A 25116-nucleotide genomic window follows, 5' to 3' on the forward strand; every position below is an offset into this window, starting at 1 on the left:
AAGATGTAGAGCCGGATCACCGGCATGTCGAGCGGGACGCGGGAAATGATGATGAAAAGTGATGCAACGGCCAAACCGCACGACCGCATGGCGGCCTATCTAAGCGATGATATGGCGGCGGTCAGCGCCCTGATCCGTGAGCGGATGGCGTCGAAGCACGCCCCCCGCATTCCCGAAGTCACCGCCCATCTGGTCGAAGCTGGCGGCAAGCGCCTGCGCCCGATGCTGACACTGGCCGCAGCGCGGATGTGCGGCTACGGCGGCCCCTATCACGTCCATCTCGCGGCGACGGTGGAGTTCATCCACACCGCGACCCTGCTGCATGACGATGTAGTGGACGAAAGCGCGCAGCGCCGCGGGCGGCCCACGGCGAACCTTTTGTGGGACAATCAGTCCTCGGTGCTGGTGGGCGATTACCTTTTCGCGCGCAGCTTTCAGTTGATGACCGAACCGGGCTCGATGCCTGTGATGCGCATTCTGTCGAACGCCGCCGCGACGATTGCCGAGGGGGAGGTCTTGCAACTGACCGCCGCGCAGAACCTTGCCACGGATGAAGAGGTCTACCTGCAAGTCGTGCGCGGCAAGACGGCAGCGCTGTTCTCGGCCGCGACCGAGGTGGGCGGCGTAATTGCCGACGCGCCAGAGGATCAGGTCAAAGCGCTTTACGATTATGGTGACGCGCTTGGCATCGCCTTCCAGATCGTTGACGATCTTTTGGATTATCAAGGCGATACAGGGGCCACGGGCAAAAACGTCGGCGACGATTTCCGCGAGCGTAAGCTGACCCTGCCGGTGATCAAGGCCGTTGCCAAAGCCGATGAGACCGAGCGCGCATTTTGGGTGCGCACCATCGAAAAGGGCAAACAGGAGGAGGGCGATCTCGACCATGCGCTAATGCTCTTGGGCAAACACGATACGCTGACGGCAACACAGCGCGATGCGCGGGACTGGGCAGAAAAGGCCCAATCGGCCCTTGCCCCCCTGCCCGACCATGAGTTGAAAGACATGTTGATCGATCTGGCCGACTACGTCGTCAGCCGGATCAGCTAAGCGGCCAAGATCGGCGCGGCAGCGACCCACCACTGGGGCGCGGCACTGCTGATGCGATGGGCCGCGCCCTCGGCCTGCGACGCGGTGGCGTAGAGGCCGAAACAGGTCGCGCCCGATCCGGACATCCGCGCCAGCGCCGCATCGCTCAGCGCTTCCAGACAGGCCCCGATGACCGGCTCCCGCGCGATCGCCGGGGCGGCGAGGTCATTGCGCTGTGCGGTTAGGAAATCGATGAACTCGGAAAAGTCCGCAAAGCTCGGGATCACCTCCGGCATCGGCGGTTGGTTCTTATCGGTCAGGACCGAGAAAACGGCAGGCGTCGGCACATCGACGCCGGGGTTCACCAGCACCGTATGGCAGGGTGGCAGTGGCGAAAGCGGCGTGAGGACCTCTCCCACCCCCTGCATCCGCTGCGGGCCACGTGTCAGGCAGACCGGCACATCCGCACCCAGCCGCGCCGTGTCTGCGGGCAGTGGGACGCCCCAATGCGCGGCAAGCAGGTCCAAAGCCGCCGCCGCATCGGCAGAGCCGCCGCCGATCCCTGCCGCTGCGGGCAGATGTTTCTCCAGATGCAACGCGGCACAACGGCCCGCGCCCGCATCCAGCATTTCTGCCGCGCGCAGGACGAGGTTGCGGGCATCGGTCGGCACCCCTTCGGCCCGCGGGCCGCTGACCGTCAGGGTCAGATCATTCGCGGCAGCCACATGCAGCGCATCGCCCACGCCCGCCCGCACCACCAGCGAATCCAGCAGGTGATAGCCGTCTGCCCGCTGGCCGGTGCAATTCAGGGTCAGGTTCACCTTAGCCCAAGCCATCCGCGACGCCGCAGCGCCGGGGCCCGCGGGTACCCCATTGTTCGGAAGGCTCATTCGTCTGCAGCAACCTTCAGCGGTGCCGCGCCCTCTTCGGACAGCACGGCATCAAGCCCGACTTCCAGCTTGCGGCGCATCCGCTCGGGGTCAGCCTCGGAATCCGCATCCGTCAGGTCCACGAAAGACAGCGCCCGACGCCACTGGAACTCGGCCTCGCGCTGGCGGCCCACGGCCCAGTAGACATCGCCGAGGTGGTCGTTCACCACCGGATCCACCGGCTCCAGTTCCACCGCGCGCTCCATCTGCTCGACCGCCTCTTCGTAGCGGTCCAGACGGTAGAACACCCACCCCAGCGAATCGACGATATAGCCACTGTCGGGGCTGGCCGCGACGGCGCGCTCGATCATGTCCAACGCCTCGTCCAAGTTGCGCTGTTGTTCAACCAGCGAGTAGCCGAGGTAGTTCAACACCTGCGGCTGCTCTGGATTCAGCTCAAGTGCCGCGCGGAAATCGGATTCTGACCCTTCCCAATCGCCGCTGCGCTCTTTGGCGATGGCGCGGGCGTAGAACAGCACCCAGCGGGCGCGGGCGGTTTCAGGCGTAAGCGCGAGCGCTTCGTCGTAGGACGCGATGGCCGCCTCATAGTCTTCCTCGGCGCGTAGCATGTCGCCCAGCGTGGAATGCACCACCGCCAGTTCCCCATGACTGCGGGCGAGTTGCTCCAGCACTTCGATGGCCTGCGCCGTCTTACCCGAGCGCCGCAGCGCATCGGCGCGGCCCAATTCCGCAGCGTGATAGGCGGGGCTGTCGGCAGGCAGGGATTTGTACTCGGCAATCGCCAGATCATGTTCGCCGAGGTTTTCCAAAAGGCTGGCCGTCAGCAAAAGCGCATCGACATGATCGGGGCGCAGATAGCGGGCGATGCGCGAGTAGAGCAAAACGTAGTAGTCCCCCGCCGCCTCATTGCGCAGCACAGCGGCGAAGGTGAAAAACACCTCGGCCATGCCCGCTTGGGCGTCGGGCATATGGCTGAAGGGGGCCGATGCCTCTTGCTGCAGGGCCTCGATCAGCCGCGCGATTTCGGGATCGGTATCCGCGCCAAAGCCGTCCGAGAGCACGGCGAGTGCATCGTCGCTGCGGCCCAGTTGGCCGAGGATCTCGGCATGGGCCATGACCCCGCGCCGGGTCTGACCCGCAGCACCCGCCGCACCACTGTCAAAGATTGTCTCTGCCCCTTCGAAGTCACCCACACTCGCCAGCGCGAGGGCCTTGTGATACATCACAAAGCCCTGCATCCCGGCCTCTTCGCTCAACCCGTCAAATGCGGCCATGGCGGCGGTGACATCGCCTGCGCCCATATGCGCCCAAGCCTGCACCAACCCGCCGACCCATGGGCCGATGGAAGATGTGTCCCGCTCTAACAGGGCCTTGTAATCACCCTCTTTCGCCATCGCGGCCACGAGGGTCATCTCGGCCACTTGGCTCTTGGTGCCGAGGGTGATCATGTTGCGCGCCAGCGGCAGCGCCTTATCCACCCGCCCAAGCGAGAGATAGGACAGCACCGCGCTTTCCATCAGTTCGATGTTCTTGGGATCACGGGCCAGCGCCTCGGTGTAGTAGCGCGCGGCCTCGGGGTAATCGCTGTTCACGGCGGCATGCCGCCCCGCCAGATAGGGGCCCGCGATCGACTGCGCCATCAGAGGCGCAGAAAGGCCGATGCAAAGCGCCGCAACGCTGGTGAAACCTAGGACATTCCGAAACATGCAAACCGCCTCATATCGCTTTGCGCTCAGGCTATCATCTCTGTGCCCGGGCGCAATGGCGGGGCCGCGATGAGGCATGCAGCCGACAGGATTTCGCCGATTCAGACAAAGAAAGGACCGACACGCCCTCGCGTGCCGGTCCTTTGATTGTGCCTATTGGCGACCCGTTTACATGTTTGGATAGTTCGGCCCATCGCCGCCCTGTGGGGTGGTCCAGACGATGTTCTGCGTCGGGTCTTTGATGTCGCAGGTCTTGCAATGGACGCAGTTCTGGAAGTTGATTTGGAACCGCGTCTCGCCGGTTTTCTCATCCTCGACGAACTCATAGACCCCCGCCGGACAATAGCGGGCCGAGGGGCCCGCGTATTTCGGCAGGTTCACCTCGACCGGAATGCTCGGGTCTTTCAGCTTGAGGTGCGCAGGCTGGCTTTCCTCGTGATTGGTGAACGAGAAGGCCACGTTGGTCAGACGGTCAAAGCTGAGCTTGCCGTCGGGCTTCGGGTAGTCGATCTTTTTGTGCTTATCCGCAGGCTCGGTCGCCTCGGCGTCTGATTTGCCATGGCTCAGCGTGCCCAAAAGCGAGAAGCCGAGCGTGTTGGTCCACATGTCAAAGCCACCAAGCGCCAGCGAAGCGGTGAGCCCGTATTTCGACCACAGCGGCTTGACGTTACGCACTTTCTTGAGATCTTCGGCAATCGGACCTTCGCGCACATCGGCCTCATATTCGGTCAGCTCATCACCGCCACGGCCTGCTTGGATCGCGGCATAGGCGGCCTCCGCCGCTGCCTTGCCCGAGAGCATGGCGTTGTGGTTGCCCTTGATGCGCGGCACGTTGACCATGCCGACCGAACAGCCCAGCATCGCCACGCCGGGGGCCACCATCTTGGGCATCGATTGATAGCCGCCTTCGGTGATTGCCCGCGCGCCGTAGGCGACACGTTTACCCCCCTCAAGCAACTCGGCCACCATCGGGTGGTGCTTGAAGCGCTGGAATTCCATGTAAGGGAAAACATGCGGGTTTTTGTAGCCGAGGTGCACGACGAAGCCGACGTAAACCTGATTGTTCTCAAGGTGGTAGATGAAAGACCCGCCGCCCGCGTTGCTGTTCAGCGGCCAGCCCATCGTGTGGGTCACGGTGCCTTCTTTGTGCTTGGCGGGGTCGATCTCCCAGATTTCTTTCATGCCGAGACCGTATTTCTGCGGCTCTTTACCCTCGTCCAACCCGTATTTCGCGATCACCTGTTTGCTCAGGCTGCCGCGCACGCCTTCGGAGAGGAAGACATATTTGCCGTGCAACTCCATCCCCGGCTCATAGCTGGGTCCGGGGGTGCCGTCGGCCTGGCGGCCCATCTCACCGGCGACAACGCCTTTGACTTCGCCATTCTCGCCGAACACGAGTTCAGAGCAGGCCATGCCGGGGAAGACTTCGACGCCCAGTTCCTCGGCCTGTTCGGCCATCCAACGGCAGACATTGCCCATCGAGACAATGTAGTTGCCGTGGTTTTTCATCAGCGGGGGCATGGGAAATTCGGGGATGCGCAGCTTGCCCGCCTCGCCCAGCAGGTAAAAGTTGTCTTCTTTCACCGGCACATTGATCGGCGCGCCTTTTTCTTTCCAATCGGGGATCAGCGCGTCCAGCCCGCAGGGGTCAAGCACCGCGCCCGAGAGGATATGCGCGCCCACTTCCGAGCCCTTCTCCAGCACCACGACATTGCAATCGGCGTCCAACTGCTTGAGCCGGATCGCAGCCGACAGGCCAGCAGGCCCGGCGCCGACGATCACAACGTCATATTCCATCGCTTCGCGTTCAATCTCGGCCATTTTGGTGCTCCCTCACGGCAAATTCGGTTTGGATTTGGCTAAACCACCGCCGCGCGCAATGCAATCGCGACCCTGCGTTTATTGCGCAAAACATGGCCTCAGCGACATAACATGACGCGCGAGCTGTCAGGCCGCCGGTTCGTCCCCCATCAGATAGCGCGGTCCGGGGCCTTTTTCACCTGCGCGGTCGATAGGATTGTAAAGCGCGCAGGCCTCCAAGCTCAGACAGCCGCAGCCGATGCAGCCGTCAAGATTGTCACGCAGCTTGTTTAGGGTGGCGATGCGCGCGTCGAGGGCGGCGCGAAACCCTTCGGAAATGCGGGTCCAATCGGCCTTGGTAAGCGTGCGCCCGCCCGGCAAGCGGTCCAACTCAGCCTTGATCTGTGGCAGGGTGAAACCGAATTGCTGGGCGATCATCACGAAACTCAGCCGCCGCAGATCCGCCCGGTCAAAACGCCTCTGCCCGCCCGCATTGCGCCAAGGCGCGATCAGCCCCTGCGCCTCATAGTAGCGAATGGCCGAAACGGCGAGCCCGGTGCGCTTGGCCAAAGCCCCGATCGACAGCCCCTCACTTACCGCCATTTCGCCCCCATAAATTTCTTGACCTAAAGTTAGGTTTAACAATTAAGCTCGGATGGCACAAGCGATTACAAAAGGATAAACGCCATGCCCGCGCAACTTGAACATGCCAATTTCACCGTCTCTGACCCCGCCGCCACCGCCAATTGGATGCGCGAGGTCTTTGGCTGGCACCTGAGATGGGAGGGCGACGCCATGGCCGGGGGCCACACCAAACATGTCGGCACCGAGGCGCATTACGTCGCGCTCTACACTCCCGGCAAGGCGGGCACTCTTACGAACACCAGCTACGAAACTATCGGTGCGCTCAACCACATCGCGGTCGTGGTGGATGACCTCGACGCCACCGAAAAAGCCGTGCTGGCGCAGGGCTTCACCACCGGAAACCACGCCGACTATGAGCCCGGACGGCGGTTTTATTTCCACGATGCGGACGGGATCGAATATGAGGTCGTGCAATACGATTGACGGCAGTCAACCGCCGACCCTGAGGCCGTTAGGCACTTGCAATTGGCGGGCAGTTTGGGTCAGGTATCTGCCAAGTTAACACGCAATTGGCCGCCCCCCGGCGAAAACCCGGGTGCGGCCCTCATTATGTAGGCACACCGCCATGGAAAAGATCCCGATGACCCGCGACGGTCACACCGCGCTCGAAGTCGAACTCAAGCAGCTCAAGTCGGTTGAACGGCCCGCCATCATCAAGGCCATCGCCGAAGCGCGCGAACATGGTGACCTGTCGGAAAATGCCGAGTATCATTCCGCCAAGGAAAAGCAGTCTTTCATCGAAGGCCGCATCAAAGAGCTTGAGGGCGTGATCTCGCTCGCCGATGTGATTGACCCCAAGAAGCTGTCGGGGTCGATCAAATTCGGGGCCACGGTGACGCTGGTGGATGAGGACACCGACGAAGAGAAAACTTATCAGATCGTTGGTGAATATGAGGCCAATATCGAAAAGGGTCTTTTGAACATCAAGTCGCCCATCGCGCGCGCGCTGATCGGCAAAGACGAAGGTGATTCCGTCGAGGTGCGCACCCCCGGGGGGCAAAAATCCTATGAGGTTCTCAAGATCGTTTACGCTTGACCGGGAAGGCTGACATGGCAGAGCCCGACGCTTCGACACCCCAAGATCAAGCCCCTCGCGCCCCGCGCGGCGGGAACGGCGCCGCTCGGCCTACGTCGATGGGCGTCTACGACCGCCCCAAACCCAACAGCATCACCGAGATTGAGATCATCGCGGGCGCGCTTTCGGCGCTTTGGCTGCTTGGCACGGCGATCTATTTCACCTTCATTGCCGCAGAGGTGCCAGAAGGGGCCAATGACGGGGGGCTGCGCGGGCTGCTGATCCTGTTGGTGGTGATCTTGCCGGTCGCGATGATCTGGGTCGGGGCCACCGCCGCCCGTGCCGGGCGGGTCATGCGCGAGGAAATCCAACGCCTACAGGCCGCGATTGATGCCATCCGGTATTCCTATATCTCGCAACAGCAGGGCAACAAACCTGCGGGCGACAGCAACATCGCGCGCAAGCTCGATGAACTCGCCGCCAGCGCCCGCAAGACCGAGATCGCGTTGGCCGGGATGACGGGCCGCGACGAGACTGCGCGCCCCGTCACCCCGGCCCCCGCGCCCGCACCGCCCGTCGCCGAAGACCAGCCGACGCTGGCGCTTGGCACGCAGGCGGGCGACAAGACACAGCCGCTCTCGGCCGAGGATTTCACCCGCGCGCTTAACTTCCCCGAAACGGCGGAAGACCAAGCCGGGTTCGACGCGCTGCGCCGTGCCTTGAAAGACCGCTCCGCCTCGCAACTGGTGCAGGCCGCGCAGGACGTGCTGACCCTGCTCAGCCAAGACGGCATCTATATGGACGATCTGCGCCCCGACCGCGCCCGCCCCGAGATCTGGCGTCAGTTCGCCAGCGGTGCGCGGGGCCGTACAATTGCGCCTTTGGGTGGCATCCGCGACCGCTCTTCACTGGCGCTGGCCAATGCGCGTATGCGACAAGACCCGATCTTTCGCGATGCCGCGCATCACTTCCTGCGCCGGTTTGACCGGACCTTTGCCGAGTTTGAGAAACAGGCAACCGATGAGGAAATCTCATCGCTGGCTGACACCCGCACTGCCCGCGCCTTCATGCTGCTGGGCCGCTGTGCGGGCACCTTCGACTGACGCGCGGCCTTAGCTGGTAAAACTGCCATAAGGAATGAAACGGACGAGATCGCCGGGCGCAATATCGCGGGCGGCTTCGTCCAATTCGACCAGCCCTTCGGCCCAGCTTAGCCCGCTGATCCGCCCCGATCCTTCTGAGGCAAAAACCTCGGCGCGGCCATCGCGCATCCGCGCGCGGAGGTATTCCCGCCGCCCGGCTTTTTTGCGTTTGTCGAACGCCGCGGGCACATCAAAACCTTGAGGTTCCTGCCAGCCACCCCCGGCCAAAAGCGCCATGGCGGGCCGCGCGAAAATCAGCGAACAAACCATCGCCGCCACCGGATTTCCCGGCAGCCCGAAGACCGGCACCCCCTGCCACATCCCAAGCGCCAAGGGCCGCCCCGGCTTCACCGCGATCCGCCAAAGCTGCATCGCCCCCGCTTCGCTCAACAGGGCCGAGACGTGGTCTTCGTCCCCCGCCGATGCGCCGCCACTGGTGAGGATCACATCGACCTGCCCTGCCGCCGCATCAAGCCGCGCGCGCAGCGCGGCGCGGTCGTCGGCCACGCGGCCCAGATCGACCGCCTCATGGCCAAAATCGGTGGCAAGTTGCAGCAGCATCGGGCGGTCGGCGTCGTAAATCTGCCCGTCGCGGGCCGCCGCGCCCATCTCGACCAATTCGTCCCCGGTTGAGATCACGCCGACCTTGAGCCTTTTGCGCAAAGACACCTCCGCCACACCGGCGGCAGCCAGAAGCGCCAGTTCCGCCGGGCCGATGCGCGTGCCCGCGGCGAGGATCACGTCGCCCGCCTGCACATCCTCCCCGGCCTTGCGGGTGTTGGCCCCCTGTTTGACCGGCCCGTGAAAGCGCAGCACGCCCTTCTCAGCGGTCACATCCTCTTGCAAGATGACGGTATCAACGCCTTCGGGCAGCGCCGCGCCGGTCAACACGCGGATCGCTTGCCCCGCAGGCACCGCACCGGGGCGGTCGCCCGCCGCCGCGCGGCCCGGCACCAGCGGCATCTCGTGCAGCCCCTCGCCCCGCCCCCCGGCAAAGCCATAGCCATCGACCGCCGTATTGGGCAGCGGCGGATTGGCGCGGATGGCGGTGACATCTTCGGCCAAGATGCGACCCCCGGCATCGGCGGCGGGGCAAGGCTCGGCCTCTGTCACCGCGTGAAGCCGCGCGCGCAGCAGGTCCAGCGCCTCATTCACGGGGGTCCAATGCACGCCGGGCGGCAGGGCAAAACAGTCGTTGCGCAAGGGCGGCGGCGCGGTCGTGGCGGCGGCCGCCGGAGTGGCGATCAGCCCCACGTCGCGCAGGATGAAATCGGCAATGGCGGCGGTGTCGTTCAGATCGAAAATAGGCCGACCCACCTCAAGCGCCACGTCGCTGGCCACCGCCCGCACCGTCGGGTCATCCGGCGCGATCAGCGCGTTTCCGGTCTCAGCCCGGTGCGCTTCGACCTTGGGATGGCCGTCGCGTTTGTAGCCTTCGATCAGCACCAGATCGACGGGCGAAAGCCGCGCCAGATGCGCGTCGAGCGGCGGCTCTTCGGCTCCGCGCAACTCATGCATCAAGGCAAAGCGCGCGCCGGAGGCCAGCAGCACCTCACGCGCGCCCGCGACGCGGTGGCGGTGGCTGTCCTTGCCGGGGTGGTCCACGTCGAAAGTGTGATGCGCATGTTTGACGGTCGAGACGGTGAAGCCGCGCCCGGTGATCTCAGAGACCAACCGCTCCATCAATCCGGTCTTGCCTGCATTCTTCCAACCGACGACGCCGTAAACCCTCATGCCATCGCCTCTGCTTTCGCCAAATCCTCGGGCGTGTTCACGTTGAAGAAAGCGGCCTCATCGGGGAACAGCGCCTCGCGCCCATCGTGCTGTTCGGTCCAGAGCACCACCTTGCGCAGCCCGCCCGCCAAAGCGCTGCGCAGATCGTCGCGCAGCGCCACGGGCCAGAGGCCAAAGGTCGGATGCCGCGCCGTGCCGCGTTTCACGTCCGGCGTCGCGGCCAAGGCGAGCGGATGGGCCATATCACCGGCGGCGAGCAGCAGACGGGGGACCAGATCACAGGGGAAGAAAGGCGTATCTGCAGCGGCAGTCACAATCGTATCGGCCCCCTGTTCGGCGGCCCAGTCGAGCCCGGCCAGCACGCCCGCAAGCGGCCCGGCGAAACCCTCGATACTGTCCGCCAGCACCGGCAGGCCCAGATCCGCAAAACGCGCCGCATCGCCATTGGCATTGAGCGCCAGCCCCGCGACCTGCGGCTCCAGCCGGTCGATCACCGAGGATAGCAGCGTGCCCTGCCCCAGCGGCAGCAAGCCCTTATCACCGCCGCCCATACGGGTCGCCTGCCCGCCCGCCAGAATGACGCCAAGTGGTTGTTTCATCGCTTTATTCCTTCGCGCCTTTGCGCCCGCTTTTGCGCGGCTCCTCGGCCACGGTGGTCGGATCCGCGTCGCGGATCAACCGCCCCTCGCCCGCCAGACAGGTAAATCGCTGCCCGCGCATCCGCCCGATCAGCGTAAGATTCACCTGCTGCGCAATTTCCACCCCCCAAGCGGTGAAGCCCGAGCGTGACGCCAGCACCGGAATGCCCATCATCGCCGTCTTGATCACCATTTCAGAGGTCAGCCGCCCGGTGGTATAGAGCACCTTGTCGTCGGCCCCGACCCCTTCGGAGAGCATCCAGCCCGCGATCTTGTCGACCGCGTTGTGACGGCCCACATCCTCCATATAAACCAGCGGTCGGTCGCCTTGGCACAGCACGGTGCCGTGGATCGCCCCGGCCTCAAGATAAAGGCTCGGCGTCCGGTTGATCTTGGCCGCCAGCGCGTAAAGGTCCGAGGTGCGCACCGGCGTGTCGGGCAAGCGCACATCGGCCAGCCCCTCCATCATATCACCAAAGACAGTGCCCACGGCGCAGCCGCTGGTCCGGGTCTTGCGCTGCATCTTGTCTTCGTAGTCGGTTGCGCGTTTCGTGCGAACGACGACGGTCTCAAGCTCTTCGTCATAGTCGACGCCGGTGATCTCTTCGTCCGGGCGCAACATCCCCTGATTGCGCAGAAAGCCAAGCGCCAGATAGGCCGGATAGTCGCCAATGGTCATGGCGGTCACGATCTCTTGTCGGTTGAGGAATATCGTCAGGGGGCGTTCTTCGACCACATTGATCGCCACCTCCGCCCCGGTGTGATCCACGCCAGAGACATTCCGCGTCAGCCGAACAGCACTCGGATCGGGGGCGATCAGGTAATTGCTAAGTTCATTGTCTCGGGCCAATTGTATCCCCTTCCGGTTAGGTCTAAGCCTTTGACATTATATTTAAGAGTTCGTCATGGCCATCACCACCACCAAATCCGCCTATCGCAAAGGTATCGTTGACGCATTGCCCTTTGTGCTCGTGATTATTCCCTTCGCCTCGCTCTTTGGCCTTCTGGCGACCGAGGCCGGGTTGAACGTGTTCGAGACGCTGACATTCTCTATCGTGGTGATCGCCGGGGCCGCGCAATTCACGGCGCTGCAACTGTTGCAAGAAGACGTACCCACGGCCATCGTGCTGGCCTCGGCGCTGGCGGTGAACCTGCGTATGGCGATGTATTCGGCCTCTCTCACCCCGTGGATCGGCGGCGCGCCGCTGTGGCAGCGGGCGCTGGCGGCCTATATGACGGTCGATCAATCCTATGTGGCGGCGATGACCCAATATGAGCGGGAACCGCAGATGACGGTGCCGCAGCGGATGGCCTATTTCTTTGGAACCGTGACGCCGGTGGTGCCGCTTTGGTATATCTTCACGCTGATTGGCGCGATGGTTGGCTCCAGCGTGCCGGACAGTTGGGCGCTGGACTTTGCCATCCCGATCACCTTTCTGGCCATGATCGCGCCGATGTTTCGCACACTGGCCCATGTGGCGGCGGCGCTTGTTGCGGTGATCGTGAGCCTCATCGCTGTCGATGTGCCCTATGCGCTTGGGCTGATCATCGCGGGGCTTGCTGGCATGATCACCGGCGCGCAGGTCGAGGCGTGGATGGAACGGCGCAAACCGGGGAGCACGGCATGATGATCGACAGAACCTCACTTTGGATCGTGATCATCGGTCTTGGGCTGGGCAGCTTTTTCCTGCGCTTTGTCTTTACCGGATTGGTCGGCAACAAGCAGATGCCCGCGTGGCTGTTGCGGCATCTGCGCTATACCGCCGTGGCGATTCTGCCCGCGCTGGTGGCACCGCAGGTGCTTTGGCCCTCGGGCACGGACGGGCAGTTCGACCTGCCGCGTGTGACTGCGGCGGTGGTCACGCTGGGTGTGGGACTGGCGAGCAAGAACGTGCTCGCCGCGATCCTGTCAGGGGCCGCGGCGCTCTATGGGATGCTCTATCTGGTGGGGTAAGCGCGGGCGCTACTGGCGGGCCAGTTGCGCCGCACGCAGGGCGTCGATCACGTCGCCCTCATCATCTTCGTAGTATTTCGTCGTGGTCACGCCCGGCAAGGTCTCAAAACGCTCTTGCAGCTTGACGGGATAGAAGGTCGACCCAACGCCTTGGAAACCGGGGATTTGGCTGAGAATACCGCTTGTGGCATTGGCGCAAAATGCACCGGGCACCGCCCCGTTGGAGGTCACCAACCGAAGCGCCCGTTCAGCCACTTCGGGGCTGACCGGGATTTCCTGACTGACCACATGAAAGGTGCTGCGGGCATGGGCGGATTTATAGGCCTGCAACCACGCGGGCGTCACCCCGTAGAGCACATCGCCCCGCTCGGCCATCCGCGCGTCCCGGAACGATCCGGCGGGGTCAAAGATCACCCGCTGCGAGCCGTTTACCATCAGGGCAGTATGTCCGCCGCTGCCGGTACGGTTGTTCACCATGGTCATCAAAGTGAGGGAGGGCGGCTCGGGCGAGCGATAGGCCGCACGCGCCACGACGTCGGGCGGGCTATCGGGGCTTTGATCCACCGAACAGCCAGCCAGAACGCCTACCAGCGCAATCGCCGTCAAGAGAGTTTTCAAAGGGTTACCCTCTCACGCAGGGATAGGGCGTGATCAACCGGCAAAGATCGCCAGCAGAACCAGGATCGCCAGGATGACAACGGCGCTGCGCGTCACGAAGGTCATGAACCCGTCAAAGGTCTTTTGCTGTGGTTCGTAATTCATGCTGCCGTGTTCGTGTTCAGCCATTTTCGTCTCCCTAAGACAATCTGTTGGCGCTGATTAACCTATTCGTAACACCCTGTCACGGGGGGATGATAATCAGAAAACCATACTAGCGTTACGCGAAATTACGCGCTAGAGGGGAATCTTACACTTGCGCGCACGCGAAAGAGTCGTGCAGGTCAGGTCTCTTCCAGATCGGCGACCAAACGAAAGCCGATCCTTTGCGGTGCGGCATCGGGCACTTTCTTTGGCAGGGCCCGCAACATCACGTTTAACTGCCCCACATGCTGCACCAATTGCGCCCGCGCCCCTGCCGGATCGACGCCGTAAAAAGTGATGATGTCGGGGTCGAAATACCCCATGCCTTCGATCCGCAGCACCCCGGCGTCGCCCCCGGCAAAGCCAATCGCCGCCTCATGGTCATTGTCGAGCTTTTCTTCAAAATTCTTGAGATAAAGTACGACCCGCTCATAGGCCCATTGCGCTGGCGACTTCTGTTTCACCGGCTTGTCGGTTACTGATTTGGGCAGCGGCTGGTCGCCTGACTTGGGCTGATCCGCGCCTGTATGCACCTCATGCATACGCGGCAATGCGGCCTCCTCATAGGCTTCGGCCGCCGTTTTCACCTCATCGCCCATCGCTCACCCCTTGCGCTGATACACCCATGCGCCATCCGCCTCACGCAACACGCGCGTGGCCTCTCCGGCTTGGTAAAGGTGGCTCAGATGGGCGACGGCTTCAACCAGCGCGAGGCCATATTCCGCCTCACCGATATTGCGTTTGAACAGCGGCGCGAAACATTCCGAGGCTGATTTCGGCGTGTCGATATAGGCCAGCAGGCGGCGCAGGGCGCTGTGGTGGTTCTCGATCAACTGTTTGAGTCGCGTCGGCAGGCCGGTGAAGGGCAGTTTGTGCCCGCCAAGCACCAGATGATCCTCCCGTGCCAAGGGCACAAAACGCTCGCAAGCCTCCAGCCATTCGCCAATGGGGTCGGCCATCGGCTCGGTCGGGTAGACGCCGATGTTGGGGCTGATGGAGGGCAGAATCTGATCCCCCGCGATCACCAGATTGTCGTCGCGGCTCCAAAAGGTCGCATGTTCGGGCGCATGGCCATTGCCGATATGCACCTCCCAATCGCGGCCACCCATGCGGATCACATCGCCCTGCCGGATGCGGGTGAACCCCAGCGGCAGCGGGGCCACCACATCGGCGAAATTGAAGGGCCGCTCATTGGCGCGTTTGTCATAGAGCGCCGAGGCCATCCCCGCCTTGCGGTAGAACGCAAGGGCTTCGGCGACCGGCACCTCTTGGACATCCAGCGTCAACATCCGCGCGGTCAACCACGCGGTGCGCGTGGTGACCAGTTCCGCCCCGAACTCGGTCTGCAACCACCCGGCAAGGCCGATGTGATCGGGGTGGTGATGGGTGACGACCACGCGCGAGATCGGCTTGCCGCCAAGCGGCCCCGCCATTAACCCGCGCCAAATATCCTTGGCCCGGCGCGAGGCAAAGCCCGTGTCGATCACTGTCCAGCTATCGCCCTCGTCCAAGGCATAGACGTTGACGTGATCGAGCTTCATCGGCAGCGGCAGGCGGAACCAAAGCACCCCCGGCGCCACCTCAATCGCCTCCCCCTCGGCGGGCGGCACCTCCCAAGGATAGCGCAGCCCCTTGGGGGTTTTCGGCGAAGCGGTGGAGAGGGTGGCCTGCTCTGTCATCAGCTCCTCAGGTCTTCGACATCAAGCGCATAGAGGTCTTCCGCCCCGGCCTGCGCATGGGCCAACAGGCCCTGATGCTCGGGCAAAAGACGTTGGATATAGAACCGCGCCAGCTTGGCCCGCGCATCGCCCGCGCCGGCGGCCTTCTCGGCCATGGCGGCTTGTAGATGCAGATGCCCGCCCATCACGCGGGCGAAGGCGCGCAGGTAGGGGACGGCACCGGCGAAGCGCGCGTTCATGTCCTTTTGCGCGGTCATCCATTCGGTCGCTTCGCGCAGGGTCTCGCTGGCTTGCCAGACGGCATCGGCCATGCGCGGAAACGGGTCGCGCGCGGTTTCGGCATCGGCTTCGATCTCATCCAGCAGCCGGTTCGCCGCCTCGCCGCCGTCCATCATTTTGCGGCCCACAAGGTCCATCGCTTGAATGCCGTTGGTGCCCTCATAGATCGCCGTGACACGCACATCGCGGCTGAACTGCGCAGCGCCGGTTTCTTCGATAAAGCCCATACCGCCATGCACCTGCACCCCCATCTCGGCAACGCTCATGCCTACGTCGGTCCCAAACGCCTTGGTGATCGGCGTCAGGAAAGCTGCCCGCGCCGCCCATTCGTCGCCCTGCCCGGCGGCGCGCGCCATGTCGCTGGCATAGGCGCAGCTCAGCGCGATGGCACGAGAGGCGAAGATATCGGCCTTCATGCTCAGCAGCATCCGGCGCACATCGGCATGGTCGACAATGGTGCCAGTGCCGCCCTCGACGGGGGAGCGGCCCTGCTTGCGCTCCAGCGCATAGTCCAGCGCCAGTTGATACGCCCCTTCCGCCGCGCCGATGCCCTGCTCACCAACGCCAAGCCGCGCGTTGTTCATCATGGTGAACATCGCCGCCATGCCGCCGCCCTCGCGGCCAATCATCCAGCCGGTGGCATTGTCATATTGCATCACCGCGGTGGGCGAGCCGTGCAGCCCCATCTTGTGCTCAAGGCTGACCACGCTCACGCCATTGCGCTGGCCCGGCTCCCCATTCTCATCGGGGATGAACTTGGGCACGAGGAACAGGCTGATCCCCTTGGTGCCCGCGGGTGCCCCCGGCAGGCGGGCAAGAACCAGATGGCAGACATTACCCGCGAAATCATTATCGCCCCAAGAGATATAGATTTTCTGGCCCGAGACTGCGTAGGTCCCGTCGCCATTGTCCTCCGCCCGGCTGCTGAGCGCGCCCACGTCCGACCCGGCCTGCGGCTCGGTCAGGTTCATCGTGCCGGTCCATTCGCCCGAGATCAGCTTGGGCAGGTAGAGGGTCTTGATCGCGTCGCTTGCGTGATGCTCCAGCGCTTCGATCTGGCCTTGGCTCATCAAAGGTGCGAGTTGCAGCGATAGGCAAGCGCCGCTCATCATCTCGTTGACTGCGCTGGTCAGGGTCATCGGCAGGCCCATGCCGCCGAATTCAGGGTCGGCCGACATGCCGATCCAACCGCCCTCGGCAATCGCGGCATAGCCCTCTGCGAACCCCGGCGAGGTGCGCACGATGCCGTTCTCCAACTTGGCTGGATGCAGATCACCGCCGCGTTGCAGCGGGGCCAGCACGTCATCGCACAGCCGCCCGGCTTCGGACAGGATCGCCCCGGTGACGTCTTCACTGGCTTCAGAGAAACGGTCGGTGCTGCGGAGCGTTGCGAAATCCAACACGTCCTCGATCAGAAAACGGTAGTCATCCACGGCGGCGCGGTACGGCATATCATATCCTCCTGAAAGGCGCGCTTGATCTGGCAAGCCTGACATGGCCCTGATAAAGGCTGGTTTATGTTGCCGCCAGCATGAAATGCCCGGCCGCCCCCCGCAACCCAAACGCGGCGTCACGGGATGCTGCAGGATTAGACAGGATTAGCCCTGCTATGACCGAGACGCTGAGCCCCACGCCCCAAGGCATCGCCCGCGCCGCCCGCCTGCTGCAAGAGGGCGCGCTGGTCGCCCTGCCAACCGAGACGGTCTACGGCCTTGGCGCGGATGCACGCAATGGCGAAGCCGTGGCGGGGATCTACGCCGCCAAGGGGCGGCCCAGCTTCAATCCGCTGATCGTGCATTTGCCGGATACCGAGACCGCCAAACGCTATGTGCAATGGACCGACGAGGCCGACCGATTGGCGCAGGCCTTTTGGCCCGGCGCGCTGACATTGGTCTTACCGCTCAGACCCGACAGCGGGCTTTCATCTCTTGTCACGGCAGGGCTGCCCAGCCTTGCGGTGCGCGTGCCAGCCCACCCTGCGATGCGGCAGGTTTTGCAGGCACTCGATGGCCCCGTGGCCGCGCCCTCGGCCAACCCCTCGGGCAAGATCAGCGCGACCACGGCTGCGCATGTGCTGGCGGGCCTCGAAGGTAAGATCGCGGCGGTACTGGATGACGGCGCTTGCAGCGTGGGTTTGGAAAGCACGATCCTCGGTCTGACCGGCCCCCGCCCTGCCCTTCTCCGCGCAGGTGGCCTGCCGAGTGAGGCGATAGAGGCAGCGCTCGGGCAACCGCTGGAAATCGTAGACGGCGCAGAGATCATCGCGCCGGGGCAGTTGGCCTCCCACTACGCCCCCGGCGCGGCGGTGCGGTTGGATGCAGAAACGGCTGGACCGGGCGAAGTGCTGCTTGGCTTTGGGACGATGATCTGTGACCTCAACCTCTCGCCCGTCGGCGATCTGACCGAGGCTGCGGCGAACCTTTTCGACCATCTGCACCAGTTGGACGCCACCGGACAGAGCATCGCCGTAGCGCCGATCCCCGATCACGGCTTGGGCCGCGCGATCAACGACCGTCTGGCCCGCGCTGCCGCCCCCCGTTAGGCGTGCCCAGCAGAGGCCGAGAGCCCCAAGGGGTCGATGCCCAGCGTTTTGAGCGCGGCGGACCATTTCTTGGAATCCGGCAAATCGAAAATAACTTCCGGCGACGCCTCACAGGTCAACCAACCGTTCTGCGCGATCTCGCCCTCCAACTGCCCCGGCCCCCAGCCCGCATAGCCCAGCATCAACTGCGCGCGCTCTGGCCCCTTGCCGGTTGCGATGTCTTCGAGGATGTCGCGCGTGGCGGTCAGCGCGATGCCATCGCCCACCCTCAGCGTTTCAAGGGCCGAGCGGTATTCGTCAGAATGCAGCACAAACCCGCGCCCCGTCTCAACCGGGCCGCCGAAATGCACCGCCAGAGATTTCGCCTGCGGCGGCGTGCCATCGACCAATTGATCCAGCACATCCGACAGGCGCAGTTCCGGGGCGGGTTTATTGACCATCAGCCCCATGGCGCCCTGTTCTGAATGCGCGGAAAGATAGATCACGGAATGGGCGAAACGTGGATCGCCCATGCCCGGCATCGCGACCAGCAGCTTGCCCGTCAGTTCCATCGTCTGCCCCGTCAACGCCCACCTCCTGAAGGTAACCTTTCTTTGAACATGGCCGCTTGCGCCCCACAAAACAAGAGAGGCGCCCCACCGTCCGCCGCATCAGCGAAACATGGATGATGCAAATGTGACTTGGCAGGCGCGGATGGATACCCCATCAAGACCCCATGAATATATCGCGCCTCTTCTCCGCCGTTCTTTCCTGCCTTGCCCTTGCCCTGCCCGCCGCCGCACAGGACGGTGTCGGCACGCCGTTGCAGGGTGATCTGCTCACTGGTTGGCAACAGTCTGACGGGCGGCGGGTGGCGGCGATCCGGCTGCGCATGGCACCGGGTTGGAAGACCTATTGGCGCAGCCCCGGTGACGCTGGCATTCCGCCGGAGTTCGACTGGTCCGGCTCGGACAACCTGCGCGACGTGCAGATCACATGGCCCGCGCCCAAGGTCTTTGACCAAGGTGGCGTGAACTCCATCGGTTATGCGCGCGAAGTGATCCTACCGCTGACCATCACCCCGCGCAGCCCCGGTGCCCCGGTGACCTTGGACACCAGCATCGACCTTGGCGTGTGCAGCGACATCTGCCTGCCGCAAACCATCCACCTGCGCGCCCTGCTCGACACCAAAGACAGCAAGCCCACCCCGGCCATCGCCGCCGCCTTTGCAGCGCGGCCCTACTCAGGGGCCGAGGCTGGATTGAAAAGCGCCCAATGCAGCCTGCGCCCCACCGCGCGGGGACTGGAGATCAAAACCCGGCTCGCCCTGCCCTCTGCCGGGGGCAAGGAGACCGTGGTGATTGAGCCCGGCAACCCCAACATGTGGATGAGCGAGATGGACAGCCAGCGGTCGGGCAATACACTTGTCGCCAGCGGCGAGATGATCGCCGAGAACGGCACGGCGCTGGCATTGGACCGCTCTGCCATTCGGATCACCGTCATCGGGCAGGATCATAGTGTCGAGATCACGGGCTGCACCTCTGGCTAAACCACGGCGCTACTTGCGGCGCTGATGCTCGTCCAGCCGGGGCATGATCTCAACGAAATTGCAGGGCATATGGCGGTAGTCCAACTGCTTGAGCAGGATGCCGTCCCATGCGTCTTTGCAGGCCCCCGGGCTGCCGGGCAGCGCGAACAAATACGTTCCCTGCGCGACGCCACCTGTAGCACGGCTTTGCACAGCGCTGGTGCCGATCTTCTCGATTGAGATCATGGTGAAGACCGTGCCGAAAGCGTCGATCTCTTTCTCATAGACATCGCGGTGCGCCTCGACGGTCACGTCGCGCCCCGTAAGCCCGGTGCCGCCGGTGCTGATCACCACGTCGATCTCAGGGTTCGCACACCAGTCGCGCAGTTGCGCCGCGATGGCGGGGCGGTCGTCGGTCACGATCTCGCGGGCGGCCAGCACATGGCCCGCCGCTTCGATCCGCGCGACCAATACATCACCCGAGCGGTCCTCGGCCAAGCTGCGGCTGTCCGAGACGGTCAGCACGGCAATTCTCACGGGGATGAACTCCCGGCTGTCGTCGATCCTGCTCATGTCCGCTCCATCATTGCCAAACGCGCGGCCAGTGCCACGAAGATGCCGCTGCTGATCCAGCCAAGCACGCGCCCGCCTCCGGCCAGCCGCCACCCGATTCCGGCAGCGAAGACTCCCACCGCGCCGTTGATGACGAAACCGCCCAAGGCCAGCACCGCGCCAAAGGTCAAGAACTGCGCCAAGACCGGCCCAGCCTCTGGCACCACGAATTGAGGCAGAAAGGCCAGCACGAAAAGGATCACCTTGGGGTTGGTCAGATTGACAATAAACCCGGTGTTAAACGCCCGCCAGCCGCCCATGCCGGGCGTCGTGTCGCGCGGCTTACCAGCTTGTCGCAGCGTCTGCACCGCAAGCCACAGCAGATAGGCCACGCCAAGCCAGCGGATCAGATCAAGCGCCCAAGGCAGCGCCGCCACCAGCGCACCAAGGCCAAGCCCCGCCAGCGTCACATGCACCAAAGCGCCCGCGGAGATCCCGGCACTCGCCGCCAGCGCGGCACGCGGGCCCGAACGCAGCCCCTGCCCAAGGCAGAACATCATATCCGCCCCCGGCGTGAGGTTCAACGCCAAGGCGGCAGGCACGAAGGCTAGAAGGGTCAGCGCATCAACCATCGCGCAGCTTAGCCTGAACGCTGAGCAGATCGGCCCAAGCTTCACGTTTGGCTTCGGGATTGCGCAGAAGGTATGCGGGATGCACCATTGGCATGCAGGACAGATCAGCGGCCTTGGTCCAATTGCCCCGCAGCCGCATGATGCTGCGTTTCTCCAGCAGCGACTGGCAGGACCAATTGCCAAACAGCACCAGCACCTTGGGCTTGGCCAATTCGATATGACGCTGCACAAAGGGCCGCATCATCGCAATCTCATCGGGCTTCGGGTCGCGCCCCTGCGGTGTGCGCCATGGCAGGATATTCGATAGGTAGACGTTGCGGTCCCGCCCCATGTCAATCGCGGCCAGCATCCGGTCGAGCATCTGACCCGTGCGACCCACGAAAGGCTTGCCCGCGCGGTCTTCGTCGCGGTCGGGGGATTCGCCAAAGATCATCAAAGGCGCGCCCGGCACCCCATCGGCAAAGACCAGATTGCGCGCACCCTTGTGAAGCTCGCAATGTTCGAACCCTTGGACCGCGGCACGCAACTCTTCCAAGGTCTGCGCGCCCCGCGCGGCGCGGCGGGCCAAGGCGACGGGGTCGGGCGTTTCCGACGCCTGCAAAGGCTGGGGGCCCTTGCCGATCTTGGCACTGACTTTGGGCGGGCTTGCGGGCACCTCATAGCGGTTGACCGGGGCGTCGCAAATCGCCTCGGTCGCGCCAAGCTCAACCTGCCACGCCAGCATCTCTGCCGCCTGATGATAATCGAATGATTCCATGACCGCAGCTTACGCTCTGCGCGCGCGGGGCGAAATGCCCTATCGCTGCGCTTTACCTGCCAAGCCGCCCGCGCCTATAAGGCGGCAACAGCAGAAGGGATCGCCACCATGTCATTCGCCCATCGCCACCTGCTTGGCATCGAACAGCTCTCGCAGTCCGACATCACTACCCTGCTGGATTTGGCCGACACCTATGCCGACCGCAACCGCCAGCCGAACAAGCATTCCGACGCGCTGCGCGGGCTGACACAGATCAATATGTTCTTTGAAAACTCCACCCGCACGCAGGCGAGTTTCGAGATCGCGGGCAAGCGTCTAGGCGCGGATGTGATGAACATGGCAATGCAGGCCAGCTCGATCAAAAAGGGCGAGACGCTGATCGACACGGCGATGACGCTGAATGCCATGCACCCCGATCTGCTGGTCGTGCGCCACCCGCAATCCGGCGCGGTGGACCTGCTGGCGCAAAAGGTGAACTGCGCCGTGCTGAACGCAGGCGACGGTCGGCATGAGCACCCCACGCAGGCGCTGCTCGACGCGCTGACGATCCGCCGCGCCAAGGGGCGGCTGCACCGGCTCAGCATCGCGATCTGTGGCGACATCGCGCATAGCCGGGTGGCGCGGTCGAACATCCTACTGCTCGGCAAGATGGAGAACCGCATCCGCCTTGTCGGCCCACCCACGTTGATGCCTGCCCAAATCGACCAATTCGGCGTTGAGGTTTTCGACGATATGAAAAAGGGGCTCGAAGGCGTCGACGTGGTGATGATGCTGCGGCTTCAGAAAGAGCGGATGGACGGTGGCTTTATCCCGTCGGAGCGCGAGTATTATCACCGCTACGGGCTGGACGCCGAAAAGCTCGCCCATGCCAGCCCCGACGCCATCGTCATGCACCCCGGCCCGATGAACCGCGGGGTTGAGATTGACGGCACGCTGGCCGATGACATCAACCGCTCGGTGATCCAAGATCAGGTAGAGATGGGCGTCGCCGTGCGCATGGCCGCGATGGACCTGCTGGCGCGCAACCACATCGCCGCCCAGCCCGGCGCGGCCTGAGCGGAACTCCAAAGGGCCGCGCAGCGTTTTCCTTTGAACAGTCAAAGGAAGCCGTCATGCCCCATACAGAAGTCGCCCCGCAAGAAGCCGGCACAGTCCGGGTCTATACCCTCTCGCTCTCGGATGACGAAGCGCGGGCCATGCGTGATGATGAGACCGCTCAGGCCGCCGCCCTCGGGGTTGAGCGGATCGACGCGGCCTATACAGAGGTCTTTCGGGTTGCCGACCTCGATCAACTGGGGCTTGCGGGCTATTTGCGCGACGGCAATGGCGTGAACCCCAACCAGATCGAGACGGACCGCAGCAAGCTTGCCGCGCTCGATGGCTGGGTAATGATCGTCTACTCCCGCGCATTCGCCGGGCAGTCGCTGCAACTGGCTCCGATTCCGGCGCTGACCCATATCGGCACCTATACCGAAGGCGGCCCCGACACGCCCGTGCAAGCGATGGAAGCCGAAGCCGCCCAGCCCTATACCGGCATCCCCCGGGTCACTCCGGCCGAGCCTGCAAAGGGCGGTGGCGGCAAGACGATGGTGTTTGTGGCCATTGTCGCGCTGATCCTGCTGATCATTTGGTGGCTGCTGGCCTAAGGCGAAAACCGCTGGCACCCTTGGTGCTGGCGGGTTACATCTGGCGCATGCAAGAACCTGAACACGATCCCAAGATGTCTGGCCGTATTGCGATGGTCGCCCTTCTGGTGGCCTTTGGCGTGGTCGGTATGATGATTTGGATCGGCGGTTAAGGGCGACACCTGCCTCAGAAAACCGCGAAAACCGCTTGGTCTGGGGGGCGATTTGGGGCATGACAGCGGCGCATCCGCTATCGCATCAAAGGCCCGCCCATGACCCAGTTCTTCACCAATCTGCGCCTTCTTGACCCTCAGGCGGGCACGCTTGAGCCCGCCGCGGTTTTGGTCCGCAACGGGGTGATTGCCGAGGTTTTGGCCGGTGACGCCACAGCGCCCAACGGCGCGGAGGTGATGGATTGCAGCGGCCATATCCTCGCCCCCGGCATCGTCGATATTGGCGTCAAAGTTTGCGAACCGGGCGAACGGCACAAGGAAAGCTATCGCTCTGCCGGGCTGGCGGCGGCAGCGGGCGGGGTGACCACGATGGTCACGCGCCCCGACACCGATCCGGCCATCGACAGCCCCGAAACACTCGAATTCGTCACCCGCCGCGCCAATGAGGCGGCACCGGTGAATGTGGTCCCGATGGCCGCGCTGACCAAGGGCCGCGAAGGTCGCGAGATGACCGAGATCGGTTTTCTGATGGACGCCGGTGCCGCTGCCTTCACCGATTGCGACCGTGTGGTGACCGATACCAAAGTCTTCTCCCGCGCGCTGACCTATGCGCGCAGCCTTGGTGCACTGGTCATCGCGCACCCGCAGGATCCGGGGCTAAGCAAGGGCGCTGCTGTCACCTCCGGCAAGTTCGCCTCCCTTCGCGGCCTGCCTGCGGTGTCGCCCATGGCCGAACGCATGGGGCTGGACCGCGACATTGCCCTTATTGAGATGACGGGCGCGCGGTACCATGCGGATCAGATCACCACCGCCCGCGCCCTGCCCGCGCTGGAACGCGCCAAGCGCAATGGGCTCGACATCACCGCGGGCGTGGGCATCCACCATCTGACGCTCAACGCGCTCGACGTGGCCGACTACCGCACCTTTTTTAAGGTGAAACCGCCGCTGCGGGACGAAGAGGATCGTATCGCCGTGGTCGAAGCCGTCGCAAGTGGCCTGATCGATATCATCTGCTCTATGCACACCCCGCAGGACGAAGAAAGCAAACGCCTGCCGTTTGAGGAAGCCGCCAGCGGCGCGGTCGGGCTGGAAACGCTGCTGCCCGCCGCCCTGCGACTGGTCCATGCCGAGATGATGGACCTGCCGACGCTCTGGCGCGCGCTGTCGCTGAACCCGGCCAAACGGCTCGGCCTGCCCGGTGGGCGGATCGCGGTGGGTGCACCTGCGGATATGGTTCTGTTCAACCCCGACGCCCCCTTTGTGCTGGACCGCGCGACGCTGCGGTCGAAATCCCGGAACACGCCCTTTGACGGGATGCGGATGCAGGGTAAGGTCGTGGCAACTTATGTAGCAGGCTCCTGCGTTTACGAGGCGAATTGATGCCCCCTATCGACACTTCTATTGAAATGATCCTTTTTTGGGCGCTGGCGGGCTATATCATCGGCTCTATCGCCTTTGGCATGCTGCTGGCCCGGCTGATGGGGCTGGGCAACCTGCGCGATATTGGGTCGGGCAACATCGGCGCGACCAATGTGCTGCGCACCGGCAATAAAAAGGCCGCGGCGCTGACGCTGTTGCTGGATGGGGCCAAGGGGGCCGTGGCGGTGCTGCTGGCCCGTGCCTTCGCGGGCGAAGATGCCGGGCAGGCGGCGGCGCTCGGCGCGATGATCGGCCATTGCTATCCGGTCTGGCTTGGTTTTCGGGGCGGCAAAGGTGTGGCGACCTTTTTGGGCCTTATGCTGGCGCTGGCATGGCCTGTCGGGCTGGCCTGCTGTGCGGTCTGGCTGATCACGGCGGCAGTCTCGCGCATCTCGTCCCTGTCGGCGCTGACAGCGGCGGCAAGCTCGACCTTTTTGCTGGTGTTCCTCGGCTATGGGGAAATGCTGCTTTTGGGCATCGCCCTGACGCTGCTGATCTTTTGGCGGCACCGCGACAACATCCGCCGCATTCGAAGCGGTACGGAATCGCGGATCGGTCAGAAAGGCTGACACCGCCCGAAGGCAGCATCAGTCAATT

General features: G+C 63.8%; 28 protein-coding genes. 12 read left to right on the top strand and 16 right to left on the bottom strand.

Annotation, left to right across the window (positions count from 1 at the left end; translation table 11 throughout):
- Positions 1 to 51: 51 nt before the first annotated feature.
- Complete coding sequence (locus K3758_RS14100) at positions 52 to 1050, top strand: polyprenyl synthetase family protein (RefSeq protein WP_259950111.1); 999 nt, start codon at positions 52 to 54, stop codon at positions 1048 to 1050.
- Here K3758_RS14100 and K3758_RS14105 read toward each other — a convergent pair.
- From K3758_RS14105 to soxR, 4 genes are all read right to left on the bottom strand, one after another.
- Positions 1047 to 1919, bottom strand: a complete 873-nt coding sequence (locus tag K3758_RS14105) for a 4-(cytidine 5'-diphospho)-2-C-methyl-D-erythritol kinase (RefSeq protein ID WP_259946058.1) — start codon at positions 1917 to 1919, stop codon at positions 1047 to 1049. The genes K3758_RS14100 and K3758_RS14105 overlap by 4 nt on opposite strands.
- Positions 1916 to 3625 carry a tetratricopeptide repeat protein gene (locus tag K3758_RS14110; protein ID WP_259946060.1) on the bottom strand — a complete coding sequence of 570 codons (1710 nt, stop codon included), beginning with the start codon at positions 3623 to 3625 and terminating at the stop codon, positions 1916 to 1918. The genes K3758_RS14105 and K3758_RS14110 overlap by 4 nt, the downstream gene beginning before the upstream one ends.
- A 168-nt stretch (positions 3626 to 3793) precedes the next feature.
- A complete protein-coding gene (locus K3758_RS14115) occupies positions 3794 to 5446 on the bottom strand; it encodes an electron transfer flavoprotein-ubiquinone oxidoreductase (RefSeq protein ID WP_259946062.1) in 1653 nt (550 codons plus the stop codon).
- Positions 5447 to 5572: 126 nt separating this feature from the next.
- On the bottom strand, positions 5573 to 6028 hold the full coding sequence (soxR, locus tag K3758_RS14120) for a redox-sensitive transcriptional activator SoxR (RefSeq protein ID WP_259946064.1): 456 nt from the start codon (positions 6026 to 6028) through the stop codon (positions 5573 to 5575).
- 84 nt (positions 6029 to 6112) lie between these two features.
- On the opposite strand from soxR, the gene K3758_RS14125 reads away from it, so the two are divergent.
- From K3758_RS14125 to K3758_RS14135, 3 genes are all read left to right on the top strand, one after another.
- The gene (locus K3758_RS14125) at positions 6113 to 6493 is read left to right on the top strand and encodes a VOC family protein (protein ID WP_259946066.1); all 381 of its coding nucleotides are present in this window, start codon (positions 6113 to 6115) and stop codon (positions 6491 to 6493) included.
- Positions 6494 to 6635: 142 nt separating this feature from the next.
- Positions 6636 to 7106 (top strand): transcription elongation factor GreA, encoded by a 471-nt coding sequence (gene greA, locus K3758_RS14130; RefSeq protein ID WP_067624274.1) that lies wholly within the window; start codon positions 6636 to 6638, stop codon positions 7104 to 7106.
- Between the two features lie 14 nt (positions 7107 to 7120).
- Complete coding sequence (locus tag K3758_RS14135; protein ID WP_259946070.1) at positions 7121 to 8188, top strand: hypothetical protein; 1068 nt, start codon at positions 7121 to 7123, stop codon at positions 8186 to 8188.
- 9 nt (positions 8189 to 8197) lie between these two features.
- Here the strand turns inward: K3758_RS14135 and K3758_RS14140 are convergent, their stop codons facing one another.
- From K3758_RS14140 to K3758_RS14150, 3 genes are read right to left on the bottom strand one after another with little or no spacing between them, the layout of a single operon-like run.
- Complete coding sequence (locus tag K3758_RS14140; RefSeq protein WP_259946072.1) at positions 8198 to 9961, bottom strand: bifunctional molybdopterin-guanine dinucleotide biosynthesis adaptor protein MobB/molybdopterin molybdotransferase MoeA; 1764 nt, start codon at positions 9959 to 9961, stop codon at positions 8198 to 8200.
- Positions 9958 to 10560, bottom strand: coding sequence for a molybdenum cofactor guanylyltransferase MobA (gene mobA / locus K3758_RS14145; RefSeq protein WP_259946074.1), 603 nt, complete (start codon positions 10558 to 10560; stop codon positions 9958 to 9960). The genes K3758_RS14140 and mobA overlap by 4 nt, the downstream gene beginning before the upstream one ends.
- Before the next feature lie 4 nt (positions 10561 to 10564).
- Positions 10565 to 11455 carry a formate dehydrogenase accessory sulfurtransferase FdhD gene (locus K3758_RS14150; protein WP_259950112.1) on the bottom strand — a complete coding sequence of 297 codons (891 nt, stop codon included), beginning with the start codon at positions 11453 to 11455 and terminating at the stop codon, positions 10565 to 10567.
- 49 nt (positions 11456 to 11504) lie between these two features.
- Between K3758_RS14150 and K3758_RS14155 the strand changes: the two genes are divergently transcribed.
- Together K3758_RS14155 and K3758_RS14160 are read left to right on the top strand one after the other, a co-directional pair.
- Positions 11505 to 12227 (top strand): AzlC family ABC transporter permease, encoded by a 723-nt coding sequence (locus tag K3758_RS14155; protein ID WP_132444257.1) that lies wholly within the window; start codon positions 11505 to 11507, stop codon positions 12225 to 12227.
- Positions 12227 to 12553: an AzlD domain-containing protein gene (locus K3758_RS14160; RefSeq protein ID WP_067625053.1), complete on the top strand. Its 327-nt coding sequence runs from the start codon at positions 12227 to 12229 to the stop codon at positions 12551 to 12553. The genes K3758_RS14155 and K3758_RS14160 overlap by 1 nt, the downstream gene beginning before the upstream one ends.
- Positions 12554 to 12562: 9 nt before the next feature.
- Here K3758_RS14160 and K3758_RS14165 read toward each other — a convergent pair whose 3' ends face one another.
- From K3758_RS14165 to K3758_RS14185, 5 genes are all read right to left on the bottom strand, one after another.
- Positions 12563 to 13171 (bottom strand): hypothetical protein, encoded by a 609-nt coding sequence (locus tag K3758_RS14165; protein WP_259946078.1) that lies wholly within the window; start codon positions 13169 to 13171, stop codon positions 12563 to 12565.
- 33 nt (positions 13172 to 13204) lie between these two features.
- Positions 13205 to 13339: an aa3-type cytochrome c oxidase subunit IV gene (locus tag K3758_RS14170; RefSeq protein ID WP_067625061.1), complete on the bottom strand. Its 135-nt coding sequence runs from the start codon at positions 13337 to 13339 to the stop codon at positions 13205 to 13207.
- 155 nt (positions 13340 to 13494) lie between these two features.
- Entirely contained in the window at positions 13495 to 13953 is a 459-nt protein-coding gene (locus tag K3758_RS14175) for a DUF6173 family protein (protein WP_067625065.1), read from the bottom strand.
- 3 nt (positions 13954 to 13956) lie between these two features.
- On the bottom strand, positions 13957 to 15033 hold the full coding sequence (locus K3758_RS14180; RefSeq protein WP_259946085.1) for an MBL fold metallo-hydrolase: 1077 nt from the start codon (positions 15031 to 15033) through the stop codon (positions 13957 to 13959).
- Complete coding sequence (locus tag K3758_RS14185; protein WP_259946087.1) at positions 15033 to 16763, bottom strand: acyl-CoA dehydrogenase; 1731 nt, start codon at positions 16761 to 16763, stop codon at positions 15033 to 15035. The genes K3758_RS14180 and K3758_RS14185 overlap by 1 nt, the downstream gene beginning before the upstream one ends.
- Positions 16764 to 16921: 158 nt before the next feature.
- Here K3758_RS14185 and K3758_RS14190 point away from each other — a divergent pair, with 158 nt between their 5' ends.
- Positions 16922 to 17854, top strand: coding sequence for an L-threonylcarbamoyladenylate synthase (locus K3758_RS14190; protein WP_259946089.1), 933 nt, complete (start codon positions 16922 to 16924; stop codon positions 17852 to 17854).
- Here the strand turns inward: K3758_RS14190 and K3758_RS14195 are convergent.
- Entirely contained in the window at positions 17851 to 18405 is a 555-nt protein-coding gene (locus K3758_RS14195) for a YqgE/AlgH family protein (protein WP_259950115.1), read from the bottom strand. The two genes, K3758_RS14190 and K3758_RS14195, sit on opposite strands and share 4 nt — an antisense overlap.
- A 164-nt stretch (positions 18406 to 18569) precedes the next feature.
- Here K3758_RS14195 and K3758_RS14200 point away from each other — a divergent pair, with 164 nt between their 5' ends.
- The gene (locus K3758_RS14200) at positions 18570 to 19382 is read left to right on the top strand and encodes a protein-disulfide reductase DsbD domain-containing protein (RefSeq protein ID WP_259946092.1); all 813 of its coding nucleotides are present in this window, start codon (positions 18570 to 18572) and stop codon (positions 19380 to 19382) included.
- A 9-nt stretch (positions 19383 to 19391) separates the two neighbouring features.
- On the opposite strand, the gene moaB is transcribed toward K3758_RS14200, so the two are convergent.
- Genes moaB through K3758_RS14215 form a run of 3 tightly spaced genes read right to left on the bottom strand, consistent with a single transcriptional unit; the run spans position 19392 to position 21302 of the window.
- Entirely contained in the window at positions 19392 to 19934 is a 543-nt protein-coding gene (moaB, locus tag K3758_RS14205; RefSeq protein ID WP_259946095.1) for a molybdenum cofactor biosynthesis protein B, read from the bottom strand.
- Positions 19931 to 20545, bottom strand: coding sequence for a LysE family translocator (locus K3758_RS14210; RefSeq protein ID WP_259946098.1), 615 nt, complete (start codon positions 20543 to 20545; stop codon positions 19931 to 19933). The genes moaB and K3758_RS14210 overlap by 4 nt, the downstream gene beginning before the upstream one ends.
- Complete coding sequence (locus tag K3758_RS14215) at positions 20538 to 21302, bottom strand: uracil-DNA glycosylase family protein (RefSeq protein WP_259946100.1); 765 nt, start codon at positions 21300 to 21302, stop codon at positions 20538 to 20540. Before K3758_RS14215 ends, K3758_RS14210 begins: the two co-directional genes overlap by 8 nt.
- Before the next feature lie 108 nt (positions 21303 to 21410).
- Here K3758_RS14215 and K3758_RS14220 point away from each other — a divergent pair, with 108 nt between their 5' ends.
- The 4 genes from K3758_RS14220 (at position 21411) to plsY (ending at position 25088) form a co-directional block, all read left to right on the top strand.
- Positions 21411 to 22358 carry an aspartate carbamoyltransferase catalytic subunit gene (locus K3758_RS14220; protein ID WP_007118949.1) on the top strand — a complete coding sequence of 316 codons (948 nt, stop codon included), beginning with the start codon at positions 21411 to 21413 and terminating at the stop codon, positions 22356 to 22358.
- 56 nt (positions 22359 to 22414) lie between these two features.
- Positions 22415 to 22948 (top strand): hypothetical protein, encoded by a 534-nt coding sequence (locus tag K3758_RS14225; protein ID WP_259946104.1) that lies wholly within the window; start codon positions 22415 to 22417, stop codon positions 22946 to 22948.
- 251 nt (positions 22949 to 23199) lie between these two features.
- Positions 23200 to 24480: a dihydroorotase gene (gene pyrC, locus K3758_RS14230; RefSeq protein ID WP_259946106.1), complete on the top strand. Its 1281-nt coding sequence runs from the start codon at positions 23200 to 23202 to the stop codon at positions 24478 to 24480.
- Entirely contained in the window at positions 24480 to 25088 is a 609-nt protein-coding gene (gene plsY / locus K3758_RS14235) for a glycerol-3-phosphate 1-O-acyltransferase PlsY (RefSeq protein ID WP_259946108.1), read from the top strand. The genes pyrC and plsY overlap by 1 nt, the downstream gene beginning before the upstream one ends.
- The last annotated feature ends 28 nt before the right edge of the window (positions 25089 to 25116 follow it).

This window comes from Sulfitobacter sp. W002 (assembly GCF_025142135.1).
Taxonomy (GTDB): domain Bacteria; phylum Pseudomonadota; class Alphaproteobacteria; order Rhodobacterales; family Rhodobacteraceae; genus Sulfitobacter; species Sulfitobacter profundi.